Origin of the sequence: Undibacterium sp. GrIS 1.8 (assembly GCF_040544445.1) — a bacterium.
GTDB lineage: Bacteria > Pseudomonadota > Gammaproteobacteria > Burkholderiales > Burkholderiaceae_D > Undibacterium.
This window is the reverse complement of record NZ_JBEONQ010000024.1, coordinates 16,129-35,175: the sequence shown is the minus strand read 5'-3', so window position 1 is coordinate 35,175 and position 19,047 is coordinate 16,129. Positions and strand designations below refer to the sequence as shown.

14 protein-coding genes are annotated in these 19,047 nt (G+C 46.2%); 3 read left to right on the top strand and 11 right to left on the bottom strand.

Translation table 11 applies throughout. The features are described from left to right. Positions 1-79: 79 nt before the first annotated feature. From AAKU64_RS12810 to AAKU64_RS12800, 3 genes are all read left to right on the top strand, one after another. Positions 80-1,645 carry an MBOAT family O-acyltransferase gene (locus tag AAKU64_RS12810; RefSeq protein WP_354330175.1) on the top strand — a complete coding sequence of 522 codons (1,566 nt, stop codon included), beginning with the start codon at positions 80-82 and terminating at the stop codon, positions 1,643-1,645. A gap of 9 nt (positions 1,646-1,654) precedes the next feature. After that, positions 1,655-2,899: a hypothetical protein gene (locus tag AAKU64_RS12805; RefSeq protein ID WP_354330173.1), complete on the top strand. Its 1,245-nt coding sequence runs from the start codon at positions 1,655-1,657 to the stop codon at positions 2,897-2,899. Between the two features lie 129 nt (positions 2,900-3,028). Continuing rightward, positions 3,029-3,712: a PEP-CTERM sorting domain-containing protein gene (locus AAKU64_RS12800; RefSeq protein WP_354362216.1), complete on the top strand. Its 684-nt coding sequence runs from the start codon at positions 3,029-3,031 to the stop codon at positions 3,710-3,712. A 296-nt stretch (positions 3,713-4,008) separates the two neighbouring features. On the opposite strand, the gene AAKU64_RS12795 is transcribed toward AAKU64_RS12800, so the two are convergent. The 11 genes from AAKU64_RS12795 to AAKU64_RS12745 form a co-directional block, all read right to left on the bottom strand. Beyond that, positions 4,009-4,884 (bottom strand): glycosyltransferase family A protein, encoded by an 876-nt coding sequence (locus AAKU64_RS12795; protein WP_354330169.1) that lies wholly within the window; start codon positions 4,882-4,884, stop codon positions 4,009-4,011. Between the two features lie 71 nt (positions 4,885-4,955). Further along, on the bottom strand, positions 4,956-5,942 hold the full coding sequence (locus tag AAKU64_RS12790) for an acyltransferase family protein (RefSeq protein ID WP_354362215.1): 987 nt from the start codon (positions 5,940-5,942) through the stop codon (positions 4,956-4,958). A gap of 24 nt (positions 5,943-5,966) precedes the next feature. After that, complete coding sequence (locus AAKU64_RS12785) at positions 5,967-6,926, bottom strand: polysaccharide deacetylase family protein (RefSeq protein WP_354330165.1); 960 nt, start codon at positions 6,924-6,926, stop codon at positions 5,967-5,969. 151 nt (positions 6,927-7,077) lie between these two features. Beyond that, positions 7,078-8,226: an ulvan lysase-like protein gene (locus tag AAKU64_RS12780; protein ID WP_354362214.1), complete on the bottom strand. Its 1,149-nt coding sequence runs from the start codon at positions 8,224-8,226 to the stop codon at positions 7,078-7,080. Between the two features lie 86 nt (positions 8,227-8,312). After that, positions 8,313-9,473, bottom strand: coding sequence for a carboxylate--amine ligase (locus tag AAKU64_RS12775; RefSeq protein WP_354330161.1), 1,161 nt, complete (start codon positions 9,471-9,473; stop codon positions 8,313-8,315). Position 9,474: 1 nt separating this feature from the next. Next, positions 9,475-10,968, bottom strand: a complete 1,494-nt coding sequence (locus AAKU64_RS12770; RefSeq protein WP_354330159.1) for a lipopolysaccharide biosynthesis protein — start codon at positions 10,966-10,968, stop codon at positions 9,475-9,477. A gap of 99 nt (positions 10,969-11,067) precedes the next feature. Beyond that, positions 11,068-13,377, bottom strand: coding sequence for a polysaccharide deacetylase family protein (locus AAKU64_RS12765; protein WP_354362213.1), 2,310 nt, complete (start codon positions 13,375-13,377; stop codon positions 11,068-11,070). A 161-nt stretch (positions 13,378-13,538) separates the two neighbouring features. After that, complete coding sequence (locus tag AAKU64_RS12760; RefSeq protein ID WP_354362212.1) at positions 13,539-14,903, bottom strand: putative O-glycosylation ligase, exosortase A system-associated; 1,365 nt, start codon at positions 14,901-14,903, stop codon at positions 13,539-13,541. Between the two features lie 8 nt (positions 14,904-14,911). Then, the gene (locus AAKU64_RS12755; RefSeq protein WP_354330153.1) at positions 14,912-15,043 is read right to left on the bottom strand and encodes a hypothetical protein; all 132 of its coding nucleotides are present in this window, start codon (positions 15,041-15,043) and stop codon (positions 14,912-14,914) included. A gap of 224 nt (positions 15,044-15,267) precedes the next feature. After that, entirely contained in the window at positions 15,268-16,449 is a 1,182-nt protein-coding gene (locus AAKU64_RS12750; RefSeq protein ID WP_354330151.1) for a glycosyltransferase family 4 protein, read from the bottom strand. Between the two features lie 345 nt (positions 16,450-16,794). Beyond that, positions 16,795-19,002: an RIFT barrel domain-containing protein gene (locus AAKU64_RS12745; RefSeq protein ID WP_354330149.1), complete on the bottom strand. Its 2,208-nt coding sequence runs from the start codon at positions 19,000-19,002 to the stop codon at positions 16,795-16,797. Positions 19,003-19,047 lie beyond the last annotated feature (45 nt).

Here is a 19,047-nt window from a genome sequence, read left to right as displayed (position 1 = left end):
AAAGTCACACCGCATTTTTTAGTGATCTAACAAGCTGATGCTGATAATTTTTACCTATTTTTAAGAATGATTCTAAGCGATGCTTTTTAATTCTTTCAGTTTTTTACTGCTGTTTTTGCCAGTCACTGCCATCGTATTTTTTGCGTTGGCGAAACGTAGCCATCAGTTAGCAGCAGGATGGCTAGGATTGGCTTCGCTGTTTTTTTATGGCTGGTGGGATTATCGCTATCTACCTTTGTTACTAGGCTCTATCGCATTCAATTATTGGGCTGGCTGGCGCATAGGCCATATGGATCGCAATCATCCCAATGATCACTCTAAGGCCAAGCCGTGGCTAATTTTTGCCGTCGTTACCAATCTCGCGCTGCTCGCTTATTTTAAATATGCGGATTTTTATATTTCCAGTGTCAATTATCTGACTGGATCTAAACTCGATGCGCTGCATATCATTTTACCGATCGGAATTTCGTTTTTTACTTTTACTCAAATAGCTTTTCTGGTCGATACCTATCAAGGCAAGGTCAAAGAATATCGCTTTGTACATTACCTTTTATTTGTCACTTACTTCCCTCATTTGATCGCTGGACCGGTGTTACACCATAAAGAAATGATGCCGCAGTTTGGTAATGCCGCAACCTATCAATGGTCCCCCAAAAACATGGCAGTTGGCTTATCGATTTTTGCTATGGGTCTCGCCAAAAAGGTATTGATCGCCGATAGTCTGGCGCCGCATGCCAGCTTCTTTTTCGATAAAACAGATACCCCATCGCTACTGATTGCCTGGGGCGGAGTGCTGGCGTATACCTTCCAGCTGTATTTTGATTTTTCTGGCTATTCCGATATGGCGATTGGACTATCGCGTATGTTCGGTATCAAGCTGCCGCTGAATTTTAATTCGCCTTATAAGTCGGTGAATATTATTGAATTTTGGCGTCGCTGGCACATGACCTTGTCGCGGTTTTTGCGCGACTATTTATATATCGCTTTAGGTGGCAATAAGAAAGGTTCCGTGCGACGTTATTGCAACTTGTTTATCACTATGGTGCTGGGTGGACTGTGGCATGGCGCAGGCTGGAATTTTGTAATTTGGGGCACGCTACATGGCGTCTATCTGATGTTAAATCATGCCTGGGTTGGTATCGCTAGTGCCTCACGTTTACCTCGTAATTCTTTGGTCTGGAAGTTGTTTAGCATTGCCTTAACTTTTGCCGCGGTCTGTATCGCTTGGGTTTTTTTCAGGGCATCCGATTTCAATCGCGCCAGCTCGATTATTCAAGGCATGTTCAACGTCTATGGTATCGGCTTGCCAGAAACCATCGGCTCCCATCTTGGCGGATTAAAAATAGTATTAGAAAAAATGGGAATCACGTTTTATCTCGGTGGCGGGACGCGCTTTGTACAAACCTATACCTGGGTTTTGATCGCGGCCGGCATCGCGTTCCTGCTGCCAAATACGCAGCAGATCATGGATAAATTCGATCCGGCGCTGGACTATCAAAGCGGCAAAGATAACGCACCGGCCTTCATCCAACGTTATATGAGCTGGACACCAGGCTGGAAATGGGCAGTGTGGGTGGGGATGATTATGGTCGCCAGTCTGCTACTCATCAATCGGCCTGCAGAATTTTTATATTTTCAGTTTTAAGGAAACGACATGTCTGATCAAACATCATTTGTCCGTTTTCTACGTTCGACCTGCATCGTCATATTATTGGGTATTGCTGCAGCGATTGCACTGGTAGTGGTAGTGGACCCTTATCGTCTGTATAGAGTCGTCGATGTGCCTGGGTTCAATGCGGTCAAACCACAACCAGATCGCTATCAGGAACAGATCAAACTGAGCAATGCGCGCCGCACTAACGCAAGCGCGCTGATCTTCGGCAATTCTCGTGCTGAGTATGGTCTCAATCCGGAATATCAAGGCTTTCATCAGGCCGGTCTGTCGGCTTACAACATGGCTTTATCTGGTACCAAAATTGGTGCCTCAAGGCGTGACTTAAGCTACTTCAAAACCTCGGGACAAAAGCCTGCATTTGTCTTGCTAGGCGTCGATTTTCTGGATTATCTGGTTGATGCCACCAAGCCTATACCGCCAGCCGTAATCACACCTGTCAGCCAATATGATGTGAACGGGATTAAATGGCAATTTGATGCACTGTTTTCATTGACCTCGGTCAACGATGCGCTCAAGACTTTAGAAATTCAAAAAAATCCAGAGGCAGAAACGATTAGTCCACGTGGTATGAATCCCCTGCTGGAATATAAAAAATTCGCACGGGAAGAAGGCTATTACGCCATATTCCAGCAACGAGCGCTGGAATATGCAAAAACCTTCAGTCAAAAACCACATGACTTGGTATTTCCGGCCAGCGGCAGCTCGCCAGAATTGGATGGCTTACGTGCGACTTTAAGCATGATCGCTGAAGATAAAACGGACGCCAATATCATCATCTATCCTTACCACGCGCAAATACTGGCGATGTTTGAAGAAACGGGTCTGTGGCCAGCGTTTGAGCAGTGGAAAGAACTGTTAATCAAAGAAATTGCAGCAACCAATGCCAAGTATCCAAATGTACATATCAAGCTATGGGATTTCAGCGGATATGGCACTCAGCAGTGTGAGCGGATTCCTGAAAAAAATGACCTAAAAACAGCGACCCAATGGTATTGGGAGGCTGGGCATTTTAAACAGAGTTTAGGCAACCTGATCTTGGCACGCATACTGTCCGATAAAATCGGACAGAGTCGTGCGATGATCTTTGGTACTGAGCTTGTGGCTAGTAACGCAGTAGAGAATCAGCGCCGGATTCAACAAGAAAAAGCCAGTTGTATAACGGATTATCCAGCTTTGTTTCAGCAGGTAGCATCATTGGTTGCAGCAGAAAAAAAGGAGAAATAGCTGTCGAATTGTTTTACACATCTATTAAAAAACCGATGCAATTTAACGATTTTTAACAAAACAAGCTTATTTTTCAATGGCCTGCGTAATAAGGTATGATTTTTGCTTGAAATACAAAATCGTTTCTTGTTGAGGGTTATTGTCATGAAAAATAAATTCATTCGCGCGGCGCTCGTATCTACCGCGTTAGCACTGTCCGTTGAGTCCCATGCAACCACGATCGGGTTTGATTCATTAACTACCGACGGTACAGGCTTCGTAAGTCCTAAGACATATACAGAAAGCGGTTTCCTGTTCCAGACACAAGATCCAAGCGGTGGCTTTGATTCTGCACGTACAGGCGATGTAAACTTCCTCTACAACGGCCAAATCATGACCTGGTATTACGGCTCCGCCAGCTTGTTTAATGACAATTTGGGCTCGGGTGTAACGGTATTGAGTAAAGTTGATGGCAACACTTTTGCACTGAATTCGATAGATTTAGCGGCATTGAATAACTATTACTCCTTTGACGGTGGTGAGAACATCACCTTCACAGGTAATGTCCATGGCGGCGGTACCGTTACCCAGTCATTCCAATTCACAGACCAATTCAGTTTCCATACATTTGACTTCGTTAACTTTAGCGACCTGGATTCAGTTACCTGGGGTCAAGGCTTCCCATACCATCAATTCGACAACTTAGTTCTGGATGCGAGCGTAGTGACGCCACCTCCGCCACCTCCAAACGGTGTTCCGGAACCAGCTTCGGTTGCTTTATTAGGTTTAGGGCTGGCGGGCTTGGGTATGGCACGTCGCAAACAAGCTAAGTAATTAATGCAAAGTAACGAGTTCAACTGAGCTCGTCAAGTATCAAAAAAGATTGCTCTGGCAATCTTTTTTACTTTCAGCGCGACCTGTCGCTAGAAGTGACGCAGCAGTCCGGGATCAGCAATCAGAATTTTTAATGTTACGGCTAAGATTTTTCGTGGCATTTTAAACATACTCTTGATTAGTATATTTTAATCATCCAATCAATCTATGGACAATCAGGCTATTTGTCATATTAAAATGGGGAGTATCTGATATTTGTCGAAATAAGCGTATTCCAACAACCGTATGACAACTCGCTATCTATGCGTGATGCTCATCTTAATCTGCCGTAACGCTAACCAGTCAAACCAAGTGTCGATTCCACGAAAACGTAATCGTAATTCGGCTGGATATTCGACATAAAGCTGATCGATATGCTGAGGCAAGCCCTGTAATCCTTTGGACTTCAGCGGATATTTGATCAATTTATTTTGGAAGTAGCGCAAGCTATAGCGGATTTTTCTACGGTAATACAAGCGCAGATCGCGCCAAGATAATAGTGACAAAGCTTCGTAGTAAAAACGCGCAGGTTCACAAATATAGATACGGCGCATATCCCAGCTCTGGGTGGGATTTAAATCCCAATAAGCCAGCGCACCGATCAAGGAATCATCACCGATCAAACCGATGGGAAGACGCACATTGCCAGCGCGAAGCTGCGTAACAAAAGTACCTGACAAAGCATATAGATTGCCGCACAAGCCACCGTCCCGCAGTAACAATTCTTTATCTGCTACACCGATACCTTCTGCGGGTAAGGCCGCCGCAACATGTGCCTCTGGGTGATCCGTCAAAGCTTGCTCTAACATGTCCAGGGAATCAGGCAACAATTCGCAATCACCATCCAAAAAATAGTAATGCGTTGCTTGTGCATCTAGCTCGTGGATGAAGACATTCCAGGCATTGGATTTATCACCGACGTGGATCTCCTGCAAAGAACAGAATGGATTGTCCAACATGAATGCGCGAACCAGATCGCCCGTGTTGTCACTACTACCGTTATTCAAGACGATGCATCGATCGTCATTAGAGATGGCGCGCTTAACACTCGCCAGACAGGCAAGAATTTTTTGTGACTCATTATGTGCAAAGATCGCAATCATCTTTGTCTTTTTATTGTGTTCAATGAACATGTTAGGCCTTTGTCAGATAGTAAGCAATGCACAAAGCCAGGTCGGCCTTTTGAATACATCCAACCATAAGATCATTCAGATTTGGTCCATCGCTTATTCAGAAAATGGCGCATAGGATTTTCAATCAAATAATATGAAGCGATACCGCAGAATATGGCCAGGCACACTGCAAGCCAAGTAGCTAAGCCATCTCTGTGATGTGCCAGATAAAAAACCTGTTGCCATAAATAGATTGAAAAAGACCACAAACCGATTTGCTTAAGTAAGGTCCATGACAGGATTTTTTTTACAATCGCCGGCGCAGTCGAAAGTGCGTTCAATGTGAATGCAAACAAGCCAACGCCGATAAAACCCCGGACAGGCAACGGTACTGACCACCAGTAACATGCCAAGCCAAGCAATATCAAAGCGGGATAGACAAACACGGGTAAGGTCGGGATACGGACTCTCTGCAAACACAGCAGCAGCAAACCAGAGAATAAAATACCGAAAGCAGAAATTTCAGAATGCGCCCAGAGCTCGTACTCCAATTGACCGGGAGGGAAATGCTGCCAGTAGAGCACACCTAAAACAACTGATAGCAAGCTAACGCTGCCAATAGCGTAACGTACATCAATATATTTCTGACGCACTGCCACAGCAATGAGCGTCAGCAGAATATAAGTATGCTCTTCTACACTCAATGACCAGATATGCCCGAAAGGCATGATGGCATGGCCGACCTCTCCTGGAAAGTAATTATTGATGAAGAGACTCGCCATCAGCGTCTCGCTCCAGTTGATATTTTTTCCAGTCAAGAAAAAGTACAGCAAGACCAGAGCAAGAAATGCAAAGTGCGCTGGAAATATCCTTGAAATACGACGCTGATAAAAGGTTTTGATCGGTACATTTTTGATAAACAAAAGACGACACATCAAAAAACCAGAGAGGACAAAAAAGAAGTCGACGCCAACACGACCAAAATTGATACCGGGGATAGGAAAAAAATGACCGATCAGAAGAAATATAATCGCAAGGCCACGCCAACCATCCAGGTAATCCACATGCTGATCTGCCATTTGTCTTACCTTAGGTTGAAAGAACTAGTATCTGCGACGCAGGACTTGTTCAGCTATGCGGTGCAAGGTTTTCCAACGTGGAGAATGCAAGGCCTGAGCAGATGACTCAGAAATCACTGGTGATAAGCCACGAAAACCACGCATATTGAAGCTGCTTTTATTATTGGCCATAAACTCGCAATAACGGCGAAAACGCTTAATCATGATAGGGTCGGCATTATCACGATTGGCGTTCAATAACTCAAAATTATGCGACAAGATGACGAAGCTTTTACGCTGATAGTCGTAAGCCTGTTGCAATAAACCCTCCAGTTCCAGATTAGAACAGGCACCGAGTTGTGCATGTCTTGGTGCGCCAGTACCGTCGTTAAAGATCGTCATCGGATATTCAATCACACCAGCACATTCGACTGGATCGTTAAGGGTTTGTCCTGGCAAAACACCACTTTCAAGACCCATCATGCTGGCGTTATAGCTGCTATCAAATGGGATTTGATTCGCGGCTAGCGCGTGCAAGGTGTTCAGATCAAAACCAAAACTTCCTGCGCGGAACGCATTCACTCGTCCGCCGCCAGCCTGCTGGATTAACTCTATCCCTTTAGCAATCAGGGTCGTCTGCTCCTCCAGCGAGAACTGACGCATGAACTGGCGTTTATGTTCACTATTAATGAGTAAGACTTGCTTGGCCTCATCGACCCATTCTGGATGCATATGCAATTGCACTTCTTGCCCATGCTCCTGAATCAGTCCGATGATCTCTGCTAGCGGCTCTAATCCAAAACGAGTAGCAAACAGAGGCTCTACAAAGAACACTCCATACAAACCGTGATCGCGCAACTGTTGCAGCTTATAGCGCAGACCGTACTCGCCTTTGGCAGTACGACCGTACACATATTGCTGAAAGGCATGTGGAAACTTGGCGTCGATATTCTTCCAACCACCGCACCAGATTTCTACATCAACAGTAAAAAAAACATCTAACATAAATTGATCAGAGTAAATACAACGCCTTGCTTCAAACATCCGTTAATAATAGTTAACAGCGGCTAATAGTGACTAGATAAAAATCTACCATCACCGGCATAAACCTAATGCGATACTACTGGTGACTGATTCACTAACTTGTAAGAAAGTGTTACCCGATGTTCTTCACCTTATCGAACAATTGCTCCAACATCAATCCATCCATAAAGAACTTGGTCGCCCAATTAGGGTAACGATACGTCATATATCCACCGTTAATCGGATGAGAGCCCTTCATCGCGCCGCGCACATGCAGATCGTCAGTAATCAAATTTTGTATGTTCATATTGAAGCGATTAGCTTTTTTTGCATGTGCGATCAACGATGTCTCACCTGTGAGTTGCGCCAGGCGCAGCCAATTGATCGCCATTTGTGAATTACCGGTGACGCAGCTCCAAGTAACTGCCGTTTTCCATTCGGGCGTATAAAACGCATTCAACGCGCCATCTTCACGCTGCTGTACGGCGACTGCTTTTGCCATCTTCAGCGCACGGTCAATATAGTCAGGTCGCTCTGCCGCAACACCAACTTCCAAAATGCCGCGAATAGAATACGCGATCGTGTGCGTCAGTGCAGTCAAATCCGCATTGTCGGACAAACAGTTATCTGGCAACCAGCCATTGGCCTGAGCGCGTGCCAGCGTCCATTCGACGTTCGCAATTGCAGCTTCTAGATATCGGGTATTTCCAACTGCCTCATACGCACGCACCAGACCGAAAGCAGAGCGTGTGTTATAGCTATTCAATTTGGAAGTAGTAAAAGGCGATGGAAAACGACGCCATGCACCGTCCTCATCTTGTGCTGCAACCAGCCAATCAGCAGCGCGGTTCAATGCAATTCTATAACGGTCGTCACGAGTTTCCAGATACGCTTTTGCCCAACCGAATAAGGCTTGCCCGGTATTAAAAATCGTTGGCGCCACAATCTCTGCATCCATAGTACCTGCGCGGACACCACCATCAGGTAGTTGAATATCGCATTCCCATTCCGTCATCCGCCTGGCGGCCTCGGCGTAAATCGGCGCATTATAATATTTTGCGTAATCGTACAAAGTAGGAATAACATAGCCAGTCGTCTCGGGATAAGAAGCTAGCCATTTTTGCGCACGGATATCAAAACTATGAGCAACACCGTCATCCGCCGTCCCCAGTTGTGCTTGCAATAGCCAGTCGGCAGCTGCTTTTAAATGGGTTTCTATCGATTGGGTTGGAAATACACTCATGCCCAATTTATCTTTAACTAATTGCTTAATGTGATTCATTTTTCTTGTTTCTCTCTTTATTTCTTTGACTGATCCTAGTGCTCAACAACCGGCTGTCTTATCGAATCTGGCTCCGCCTCTGCTAATCAACGTCGTAGTCGCTGCAGAACCCGATCCAACATAAAATCGATCCAGGGCAAAGGGTCATCCCAGCGCCAATACGCATCGTAAATAGCCGAAGTACTAGAGCGTTCATCCGCTAACTTGCCGCCCTCTTCAAATGCCCAGCGATCAGATTGGGGATCGCGCCAGACTATCGGTGATGGCGGCTTGTTGATCTGCTGCGCCGGCAATCCGTTTTCATATAAAAATGCTGCAAGCGGTAAATTCACTCCATTCAGGGTAGCGACCTCCTCCTGAAAATCAGTGCGGGCAACCGTCGGCTCTATCATGTAGAACTTACCGTCACGCTCATCGCGCTTATATTCCATACTACCCATGCCGGTAAAACTGACCTGATCAAAAAAAGCTTTGGTCATTGCGGTCAACTCTTGATCGTATTCCCAGGCTGCTGTACAACTTGCGGTGCCACCAATTTTGACAGGCCATGAGCGTATTTTCCGGCCAGTGAATGAGGCGACTAACTCGCCATCTTTTCCCAGATACTGCAGACAAAAATAGATTTCGGAATCCTGTCCCTCGATCCATTCCTGCACCACCATATCCGCCAGAACCGGATGTATTTCAAGATACTGTTTTTTTAGTTCGTCCATAGAAAGCATCTTGTATGCTTTCTTAAACCGTGCACCATATTCGTAATTTTTCTCACTTGGCTTTAACACGCAAGGAAATTGTAATTTTTCTACCTGGATTAAATCATCTGGTCCCTCCAGACGAACGGTCTTGGGAATAGGTGCGTGATACGCTTCAGCGAGATCCTGAAAACCCTGCTTGTGCATCAATTGCATCAGACAGTCGTGTTCCGGCAAGCGGATGCGATAAGCAGCATCAATCTGACTGCGTAATTCTGATACTGTTTTGACGGTTTTTTCTTCCGTCAAAAATAGGGTCAACGGACTAGAAAAATTAACTGCAAACGCTATTAGTTGATCAATAAAATCTTGCCCTTCCAATACCGGAACAACGATTTTTTTTGCATATTTGGAGCGCATTGCCGGTGCTTTGGCGTCGGTATCCATTACCACCACAGGAATACCAGCAGCACCCAGGCTGCGCACAATGCCCAGCGCATTGACGCCACCGCCGATCACCACTGCTGGCATATCTGATTTGTACTTTAGAGGCATATTAGGATGAGGTTGAATGGCGAATAAACGGCCAGCGGTTCAATCGGTTTTCTGCGATGCCCAGATCCAGCATGGTCTGACGGATTTGCTCCAGACCTTTCCGGTCCAGATACACAATCCAGAAAAAATAGGTCAGCATACCGACCATGACTTCTACCGCCAATAAAACCGGAATGGAATGGATCAACGGCAAGGCAATCGTTCTGGCTAATAAAACCGTTATACCCATCACCGTTGTTCCCAACAATACTGGCCATAAATTACGGTAATAAGACAGCATGGACATGCCAGTGATTTTGCTCACGTCGCTCAGCAGTTTGATGGACAGCAGCGGGTACAGCACGACCCAGACGATTGACACGCCACGTAATCCATCCAGCAATGCGCCGACGATTACACCCGACAACATCACCACGCTGCACATCGCGGTATAGGCAGAGAGTTTTTTCGCATGTCCGGTACTTGTCAGCACTTGTGATAACAAGGGATCGACCGATTTGATCAGTCCCATTAAACACAGGGCACTAAATGGGATAAGTACATCTATCCAATCTGGGCCTAGTAATACCAAGATTAATTCACGCGAACAAACCAACATGCCGATCAGAGCAGGGTAAGTAAGATAAGCAACCCCCCGTGTCAATTTGAGAACCACTGATGATAATTCTGATAAATTATTTTGAAGTTTAGAAAATAAAGGCGAAGCAACGTTAATAACTAGTGTCATGACTTGCGCAGTAGGCAAGGTTGCAATTGAAAAAGCAACATCGTAAATACCTAGTGCTTTTGCTCCCAGCATTTTTCCTATAATTGCTTTATCGGCGTTAGTATATAAATACCAAAATATACGTGTGCTAGTGACATGTAAGCCGTAAATAACTAAATTACTTGCTTCTCGTATCCCATACTTACCTTTCGGTCTCCATGATGAAAGTATAAAAAATCCTAAACTAGTAACGATGCTGGAAAAAACACTAGCCCAGACTAGTGACCAAGCGCCTTGTCCCAGAAACGCAAGCACCAGACTGACGATACTTTGTATTAGTGTCGCAAGAATATTCACGCCTGCGATTGCTTTAAATTGCATCTCTTTGCGCAAAAAAGCCATCGGTACTGTGCTAAATGCACCGAAGATAAAACTACTCGCCAGCACGGAGATCATGGCTTGTAATTCCGGATGTGCATAAAACTGTGCAATGGGTCCACTGGCAGCCAGTGTGATCAAAAATAAAACGATACTCACTAAGATCGCGATAACGAAACAGCCATTGACTTCTGTTGTAGACAGCTTGGTTTTTTGAACGATGGCAGAACCGATTCCAACTTCATTTAAAAATCCGATGAAGCTAACTACGATCATCGCAATTGCCATCAAGCCATAATCAGCCGGACTTAGGATGCGTGCCAGTATCAAGGTCGTACTTAGCGAAATAACTTTCCCCAAAGCGCTGCCAAGGCCAAGGTGACCCATCGCTCTGATTGTTTTTGATCGCATTTCACTACTCATACGCAGATTCTTTTACTTTCATTGGTAACTGATTTCTGTTGATAATCAGATTGATTTTATTGACCTGGATAGCAACGTACAGACTGGCTAATGGTGCTCGGAAATAATGAAAGCAGAGTTACCGCTAGGCTCACTCGCCTCTGCAAAAATTTGCGCCAATTGCCGCGCACGGTGCTTACGAGAAGACGCCTGCACCACGCTATCATCTGCAAGATGCGCTTGTCCCAAACGAAGTTTTTTGATGAACGCTCTAAGTGCAAGCGTAATCGCCTCAGCCGAATTCATCTCGGCTAAATCATGGAATCCTGCTACCTTGAGTGCACTAGCTGTATCGCCTGCGGGATCAAGTAATCCAAAAATCGGTTTGCGTGCTCGGAAGTATTCGTAAATTTTTGCGGGAATCTGTCGATTAAAGGGCGTTCCCTGAAACAGCAATAAACCCTGTACCTGCAACATTTCCGCCAACGCTTCACGATAAGGAACTGGTGCCGCGACATGGACAATTCCTTCCAGACCGTATTGTTGTATTAAGTCCTGAAAATACGCATCATCGCCAGGCGCACGCAGAATCACCTGAAAATGCTCTGGGTCTATCTCGCCCTGTGATTTTAAGCTAGAGATTGCCGCAAAGAATGCGCTAGGATCACGTCCCTCCGTGTATAAAACACCACTGTGCAACAGGGTAATTTTATTATCAGGTATTAAAGTGACGCTCTTTGCTGCCTGCTTTGCTGCCAGCTCTGCTGCAGCAAAACCATCCTCGTCATAACCATTCTCAATCACCACAAACTTCCCTTTGGCAACATCAGGAAATCGCTGTTGGTACGACTGCATTGCGCTGCGGGTAGTGAACATCGCTTTGGTGCAATGGCGTATGGTTTGACGTTCTATCCATTGGTACATTTTTCTTTGTAATTTACTCTTAGGATATTCTGGCTGTAACATCGGATCACGGAAATCGGCAATCCATGGCAAACCCGTTAATCTCTGCAAACAAAGACCAATTAAGTGCGCAGTAGAAATGGGAAACGTAGACCAGATCACTTCTGGCCGGTAGCGTCGGATCAGCATCAATCCCACCGGAACTGCGGAAAATAACCACGAGATCCAGCGATCAGGCAGTGCTATGATTTCGGGATAACGTCCGGCAATACCAAGGTGCCGTTTAGCGTCCAGGGCGTAAGACCGTTTCACAATCGTGCCGGCTGGAAGCTGATTCACCTGAGAGGAATTTTTTTGTTCGTAGGCCATGGGATGGGCGGACAACACCATCGGTTCCCAGCCCCACTCAGGTAAATTGCGGGTAAAACTCAAGGTACGTTGTATGCCACTACTGGCCGATTGCGGCGGAAAATGAAAAGCGATCAGCAAAGCGCGTTTTTTTAATTCTTCAATATTGGTGTTACCGTGAGATCCAAAGCCAGCGAGCCAGCGTAACAGGCGCAACTGAAACATAAAAGGCGTCGTGTCCCAAGGACGGCTACGCGGAATCTGAAAAAAATTGTCGGTCTTGACCGCGGCACCCATCGCGGTACTGAACGCGGCGACATAACCGGCCTCTCTTACCATAGTCATATGACGACCATCGAAGTCTTTACCGACTTTGCCGTTGGGATACGCAAACAAGCGTAATGGCTTACCGATGATCTCCTCCAAAACCTTTTTGTTTTGAACAATTTCGTATCGGGCTACGTCATCTTCTAATTTAGTCAGGATGGGATGCGTGATCGTGTGACCACCAATTTCTACTCCGGAGTTAGAAAGATTGACTAGCATCTCGCGTGTCAACATCAATCCGGCACCGAGGTTATCACCCGCTAATTTTTCTAGCTTGCGAATGACATTGAGGCGTCCATCGGCTGACAAATATTTGGAATCATCGTTAATCTTTTTAACCAGTTGATGCCTGTCCTGCATCGTATGTACTTGATGGACGCCCATCGCAATATCACGTAAATCCAGCTCACCGTTTGGCACCCGGCGGATCGCCTCAATGATTCTGTCGTTCCACATATTGCCCTCACCCAAATAGGCGGTGGTGACAAAGATGGTGGCGGGCAAATTGAATTCCTGCAAGATCGGCAATGCCAAATCATGTGTCGACCGATAACCATCGTCAAAGCTGATACAAACTGCGCGCGGTGGAACACGGCCTTCCTTCAACGCGGTGATTGCATCGAATAAAGGCAGTACATTGAAATTTCTCGCCAATGCTTTCATCTGCCAATAAAACGTGCTGACATCCGGCTCGGATTCCAGCAAGGGATCAGCGTGTTCCAGTATCCGGTGGTAAGTAATGATGCACACTCGTCCCTCTGAACTGAGTTGTGCAATACGATTGCCGATGCTGCGAATAAATTGCGATGAGAGTAGGGCGTTCTGTTTGTGTGCAGCCATATAATTGCAGCCCCGTTATTCGAGCATATCGAGCATGGATCGTATTCTTGAAGCGAAAAGCCACATGTCAAACTGATGCGGCGTTCTCATTTTTGGACGATGATATAAAACCGTAATGTTACAATAAATGCATGAAAATTAATATTCAAGATTGTGTTTTATTAGGGCTTAGCTGGGATAATTTGCTGTTTTTGTTGAAGTAAAAGTTCTTGCTCTCTTTTTTCCTGATCTTTAATGACGGAGGGCAATATTTTGTATTCAAGGACGATCACGATGGCAAACAAAGCGTAAATCATATCGAAGTACGCAAAACTCAAAGCAGCGCCACCGACAGCGTAAGCAAAAATAGAGAGCCTCACCATTGTCGCCAGATTGAATAGCCAATCAGGCCCATTCGCCTCGCGGGTTTTTTTAGCGACTTTGCCTGCGTTGACAAAAGACAGTCCCAGAATCGACACAAAAATCAGCAAGCCGACAAATCCATGATCGCCTAGTACCTGAAAATAAATACTGTGTGCGGCACGAGATAAGAAGGGATTCGGTACCGCTGTTCCGGTATAAAAGAAGGGATAAAGATTGAAATCCTGGCTGAGTGAATACCAGACAATACCGTTCTCCAACGCTTTAAATCCGCCGCCAAACAGAGGATGCTGAGTAGCAAGAATAAACGAGAGCTTCCAGGCAATCACCCGCCCCATAAACGAGCCGTCTTCACTCGCATTACTGATGGTATCCATACGAGAGAACCATTCGGCAGGAATCAAACCTATCATCGCACTACCGATGCAGACAAATAAAATTGCGAATAAGACTTTGCGCTTGCTCTTGATGAACAGATAGCCACCAACAGATGCCAGCGCCACCATGCCGCCGCGCGAGCTGGTGCCAATAATCGCAGTAACGACTAGTACGATCAAACCTAGCAGACCGAACTTCAATATCCAAGATTTCTTGCCGTACTCACCTAGCAAATAAAAACAAATGGGAAGCAACATCGCCATCGCTAGTGCCAGCTCATTGCGGTCACCAAGTACGTGTCCAGCCATACCTTCGATATTGTGCGCGCCGCCGCTAGAAATGTATTTGAGCCCTTCAATACCGGCATAGAAACCGACTGAAAAAATCAGGCACCACAGAAAAAAATCCAGGTGAAGTTTTTTCTCCATGACCAGTATCACGAACAAGAACAGCGCCAATACTTTAGTCAGGCGTCCCCAGAAATCCCAGGTCACATCAGCGATGCCAATGCCAAACAAACTACTCAGCGTGGTCCAGATAAAAAATAAAATGACTAGTACGCCGACATTACCTAGTTTTACTTTGGGTTTTCGTTTAGAGACTAAATACACGCCGATAGTAGCGGCAGCAAATAGGAGGTTATAACGTAGCGTCGCAGCCATGCCGTAGACCCAGCCGTTGGGATTGAACAAGGCAGTCCAGATCCACAGGCCAAGACCGATAAAAGGTCGCTGCAAGATGACGTAAATGAGCAGCGGTAATACTGCGAGCAAAACAATATCACGCATGCGGTTCTCTATTCCTTGATATCAGTGACGGCAGCCTGTTCGGCTTGTTCGCGCGCTTGTTCTTGCTTATCTTGTCGGATTGCCCAAAAGCACAGATAAACCACAGCCACTAAATTCATAGCCCAAAGTGCACTTTCCACGACGTCTCCTGATGAATGGATGTTTGCTTTAATTCCTTGGTGCTGAATCACTTAGCACCGGATGGACGGGCAAACAACCGTAATTTAGTTCGAGGGGATTATGCCGATAAACACATACTCCCCCTATTTTTTATAAAATAAGTCTAATTGTCCAAATAATCTCTGGACGATTAAAATATACTCATTATGAGTATATTATTTAACTACCTAAACTTGACTGCTTTCTAGCCTGCAGAAGCACGTTCTAAAATCTGCCTGAATAATGTCAGTTGTCCTTGGGTAGTCGCTTCCCAACTAAAATGCTCAGCATAACGACGCGTCGCTGCCCGATCTGGATAATCGGACCGCAAGCGCTGGACGGCTTGCACCAAAGCAGTGGGCGTCCGCTCAGCCATCAACACTCCAGCTTCTGGCGCGGCGACTACTTCCGGCGTACCCCACACTGTGCTGGCCACAACTGGCGTACCGCATGCCATGGATTCCAGCAATACATTCGCCCAACCTTCGCGTTCAGACGCTAAGATCATAGCATCGGCAGCACCGTAGTATGTCCTTAACTCGTCTTGTTTTAAGGCGCCTAAAAATGTCACCCGGTCGGCAACTTTTAAATCGATTGCCTGTTGCTCCAGTGCCTGCCTGAGCATGCCATGGCCGGCGATCAACAAGCGCATATCTGGCAACAAAGGCATCGCACGGAGGATCAGCTCATGTCCTTTAACAGGTACAAGATGCCCAACTGTAAGCAAAGTGAAATGGTCTAAGCCTAGCGCCTTACGCGCCACGATCCTGTCGACAGGGCGGAACAATTGCAAATCAACACCATTGCGCAGAGAGACGATCTTCTTAGCATTGACACCCAAACGTACCAGCTCGTCTTTTAATGCATTGCAAACGGTAATGATGCCACCGACCTCTGCTGCGGCCTGCAAAATCATGTTGCGCGGCTTGGTAAAGCTAGGTAATAAAGTGATGTCAGATCCGCGTGCGGTAATCACAACTGGCTTATTAAAGTATTGACCTAACTTGCTGGCGGCTACGCCATCAGGATAAAAATAATGTGCGTCTATCAAATCAAAATCGTAGCCTTCATCGATCATCTTTGCGATACAAGGTTTTGCCGCGCGCACCAACATCTGAGGTGCGATGTTCATACCGATTTTTGGTGGCAAAAAGTAGCGAGGATGATCTACCGACATACCAAAACGGTTCTCATGCAGCGGCACTTTGGCAAAACTCGCATAGTCACCAAAATAGGCATTGGTACTTGGAAACCAAGGTACAGGTGCGACTACCCTGGTACTGACTTGACCGCTGGCAATCAAATGACGCAAACGAGTCTCGACAAAAATGCCGTGACCAGGGCGCTGTGCATTGGGAAATAAGGTACTAAAAGTCAATAACTGCATGCGTTTTCTGTCTTGCTCAAGCGGAGGCAGCCGACGCCTGCTGGAAATTATTTTGAAATGGGAGCTGATCCTGCGTTACCAAATTTGCCTGTTGCGAGTGATAGATATAGCGCATTACTTGATCTATTACTTGATCTATTACTTGATCTATTACTTGATCTATTACTTGATCTATTTCTTCCCTCAGCCAGACGGTTTGCTAAGTTTGCTGCGTTTACTTAGCTTTAATTTTAGTAGCAAATTATAAAGATATTTTCCGGTTCAGGTGCAATTATCTTGAGCCCATTTTTGTATCCCGCATGGTGCGAGTACAAGATAATTACACCAGAACGAACATATTTTTAATTATCGAGGTACCACCGCAAATTGGGGATTGGTGGAGTAATCAGGTTTGACCGAGCGATTCATAAAAATTTGCCAGGCGTTAGCGCCGCCTGTCACGCCAGAATCTACGCTGTATGCCAGCGCCGGTTGCATATTTGATGGAAAACCTTCTGTTCCGTTGGAGTACCCAGTCATCTCACCGACCTTTAATCCCAGGTTAGCCGCCATCGCAGCACTGCCGCAGGCCAAGGAGGTCAAAGTGCTTGGGCTGCTGGCTAAATAAGCCTGCCCGATCGTCGTGTAGTAACTACTGGTCGCGGTATCTCTGACATTCATCGAATAAATCGCGCCTAAAATCCAGCAATAGCTAGGGTCAGCCATACGACTGATAGGGAATTTCGCCTTCCATTGCAGTAACGGCGCTGCTTGTGTAAAGCCTAGTTCAGTTGCATGCCCTGCTGCCGAGGTGAAGAAATCATCCATCCAAGGCGCAATACCACGGTTGGCAACGCCTTGCGCATCGGGATACGCGGTTGAATAAGCGTCGAAAATTGCGCCCAGTGTATTTTTGGGATCACGGTTGTTGCTGTAACTGGCGTTATACCAATCTAGATTATTAGATAAAAATTGTGCGAATTGCGCTTTGAACGCATCTTTATCAGGCGTGATGTAAGCAGCCTCGGCAAGGGTACGTAAAATCCATGCCTGTCCGCGGACTGGCGTGCGGTTAAACAAACCTTTGATATTGTCGCGGTAACCGGGATTACTCTGAAACAGATTCCACATCGTCCAGAATTGCAATTCTTCCAGATGATAAAAATCACCTGTCACCAGATATGGCAAGTAAGAAAAAGAAGGTTCGTGATTAGAATCAGCAACATTCGGATTGGTGCAAACCCCGCCACAGATAGGAAATGCCTCTAGCTTCTTGGTAACTGGATTCATGGTGTCGCCTGAATTTCCCAGTACCGTCATGTAGGGATAATCCATCAAACTGATCGGCCTGTCGGTATTTTTATCGCGGTAATGCATGGACCAGCTACCTGCCAGATCAGCCGTACCTAAGGTCACGTTTTTTGCATCTTTATCCATGCTCAACAAATAATTTGCAGCCCAGCCGGGCACCAAACCGATATCAGGTCGCCCTCCCGGTCCTGGCATATAAGGTTGCGCAATGCCACTGCCCATAGGCTCAGTGACCACCCCAACAAATCGGCTACGCAACGTTGCAAAAGAGGCCGTGGAAAACACGATACTCTGATCATAGTTAGGTATCGCTTTGGTTTTAATTAAATACGCGGTGTTATGCTGCAGATGCACTTGCGGCTCTGCGCCCCACCAAACGACTTTGCGCCAGCGGGCATGGTGGTAATGCGTCAACGCGGACTTGGAATACACTGTCTGACCAGACACAAGAATTTGCGCATCATAGGTCAAATTTTGTGGTGCTGGCTCATAAGCCCAATTGTTTTCAATAGTGATATCGACCTTCGCCTTGCTCAAGCCGGTAAATGATCTGATGGCAAAACGTGCTGTGAGGTGCGGATGTGCGACGCCTTGCGCCGTTGTTAAAGGTGCAGAGACCACCCATTCATTGGCGATAGGTCCGGCTAGCCAAGTGATGTATTTACCACCGCGTAATAGCGCGTCGGCCGAGGCGGTATAGGTTTGCCCAGCTAAATTGACACTCACACTAGAAGTAAAGCCAGCATTAACTAAGCCAATCGGGTTGACGGCTACCGGAGCAGTTACAGCACCGCTTGTTTTGACTAAGCTCAATGCTTGTAATTGAGTAGGATTTTGCGCAGGCAATTTGGGGATAAGGACCGAGATAATCGCATGACGCAAAGAACCATCGGGGTGCGTCGCTTTTGCATCAACTTGGATAGGAACAGCAGTACCGTCACTCAACTTACCGGCAAGGATAGATGACGAAGGTACGTCACCGGGAGCAAACACCTGACCAAAAGTGACTGGCGTATTCGTCTGGTCTGTGCTGCCAGTATTTTGGAATTTAATATCCGTAATTATTTGCGACGAGGTGGTTGCCGTTGAACCAGTTTGGGAACCACTAGTCGTGTTGGAGGGGGCCGTTGTTGAGGCTGCTGCGTTGGCGCTATCTGCGGATGTGGATGGAGCGGACGAGGAGCCACCACATGCGGACAATAGCAGGCTGAAAAATGTGCAATGAAAGAGATAAATCTTTGACGCGAAGTTCGGTGATTTCATGATAATTCCAATGCACATGTTGAATAGCCTCCACAAGCAAGACTA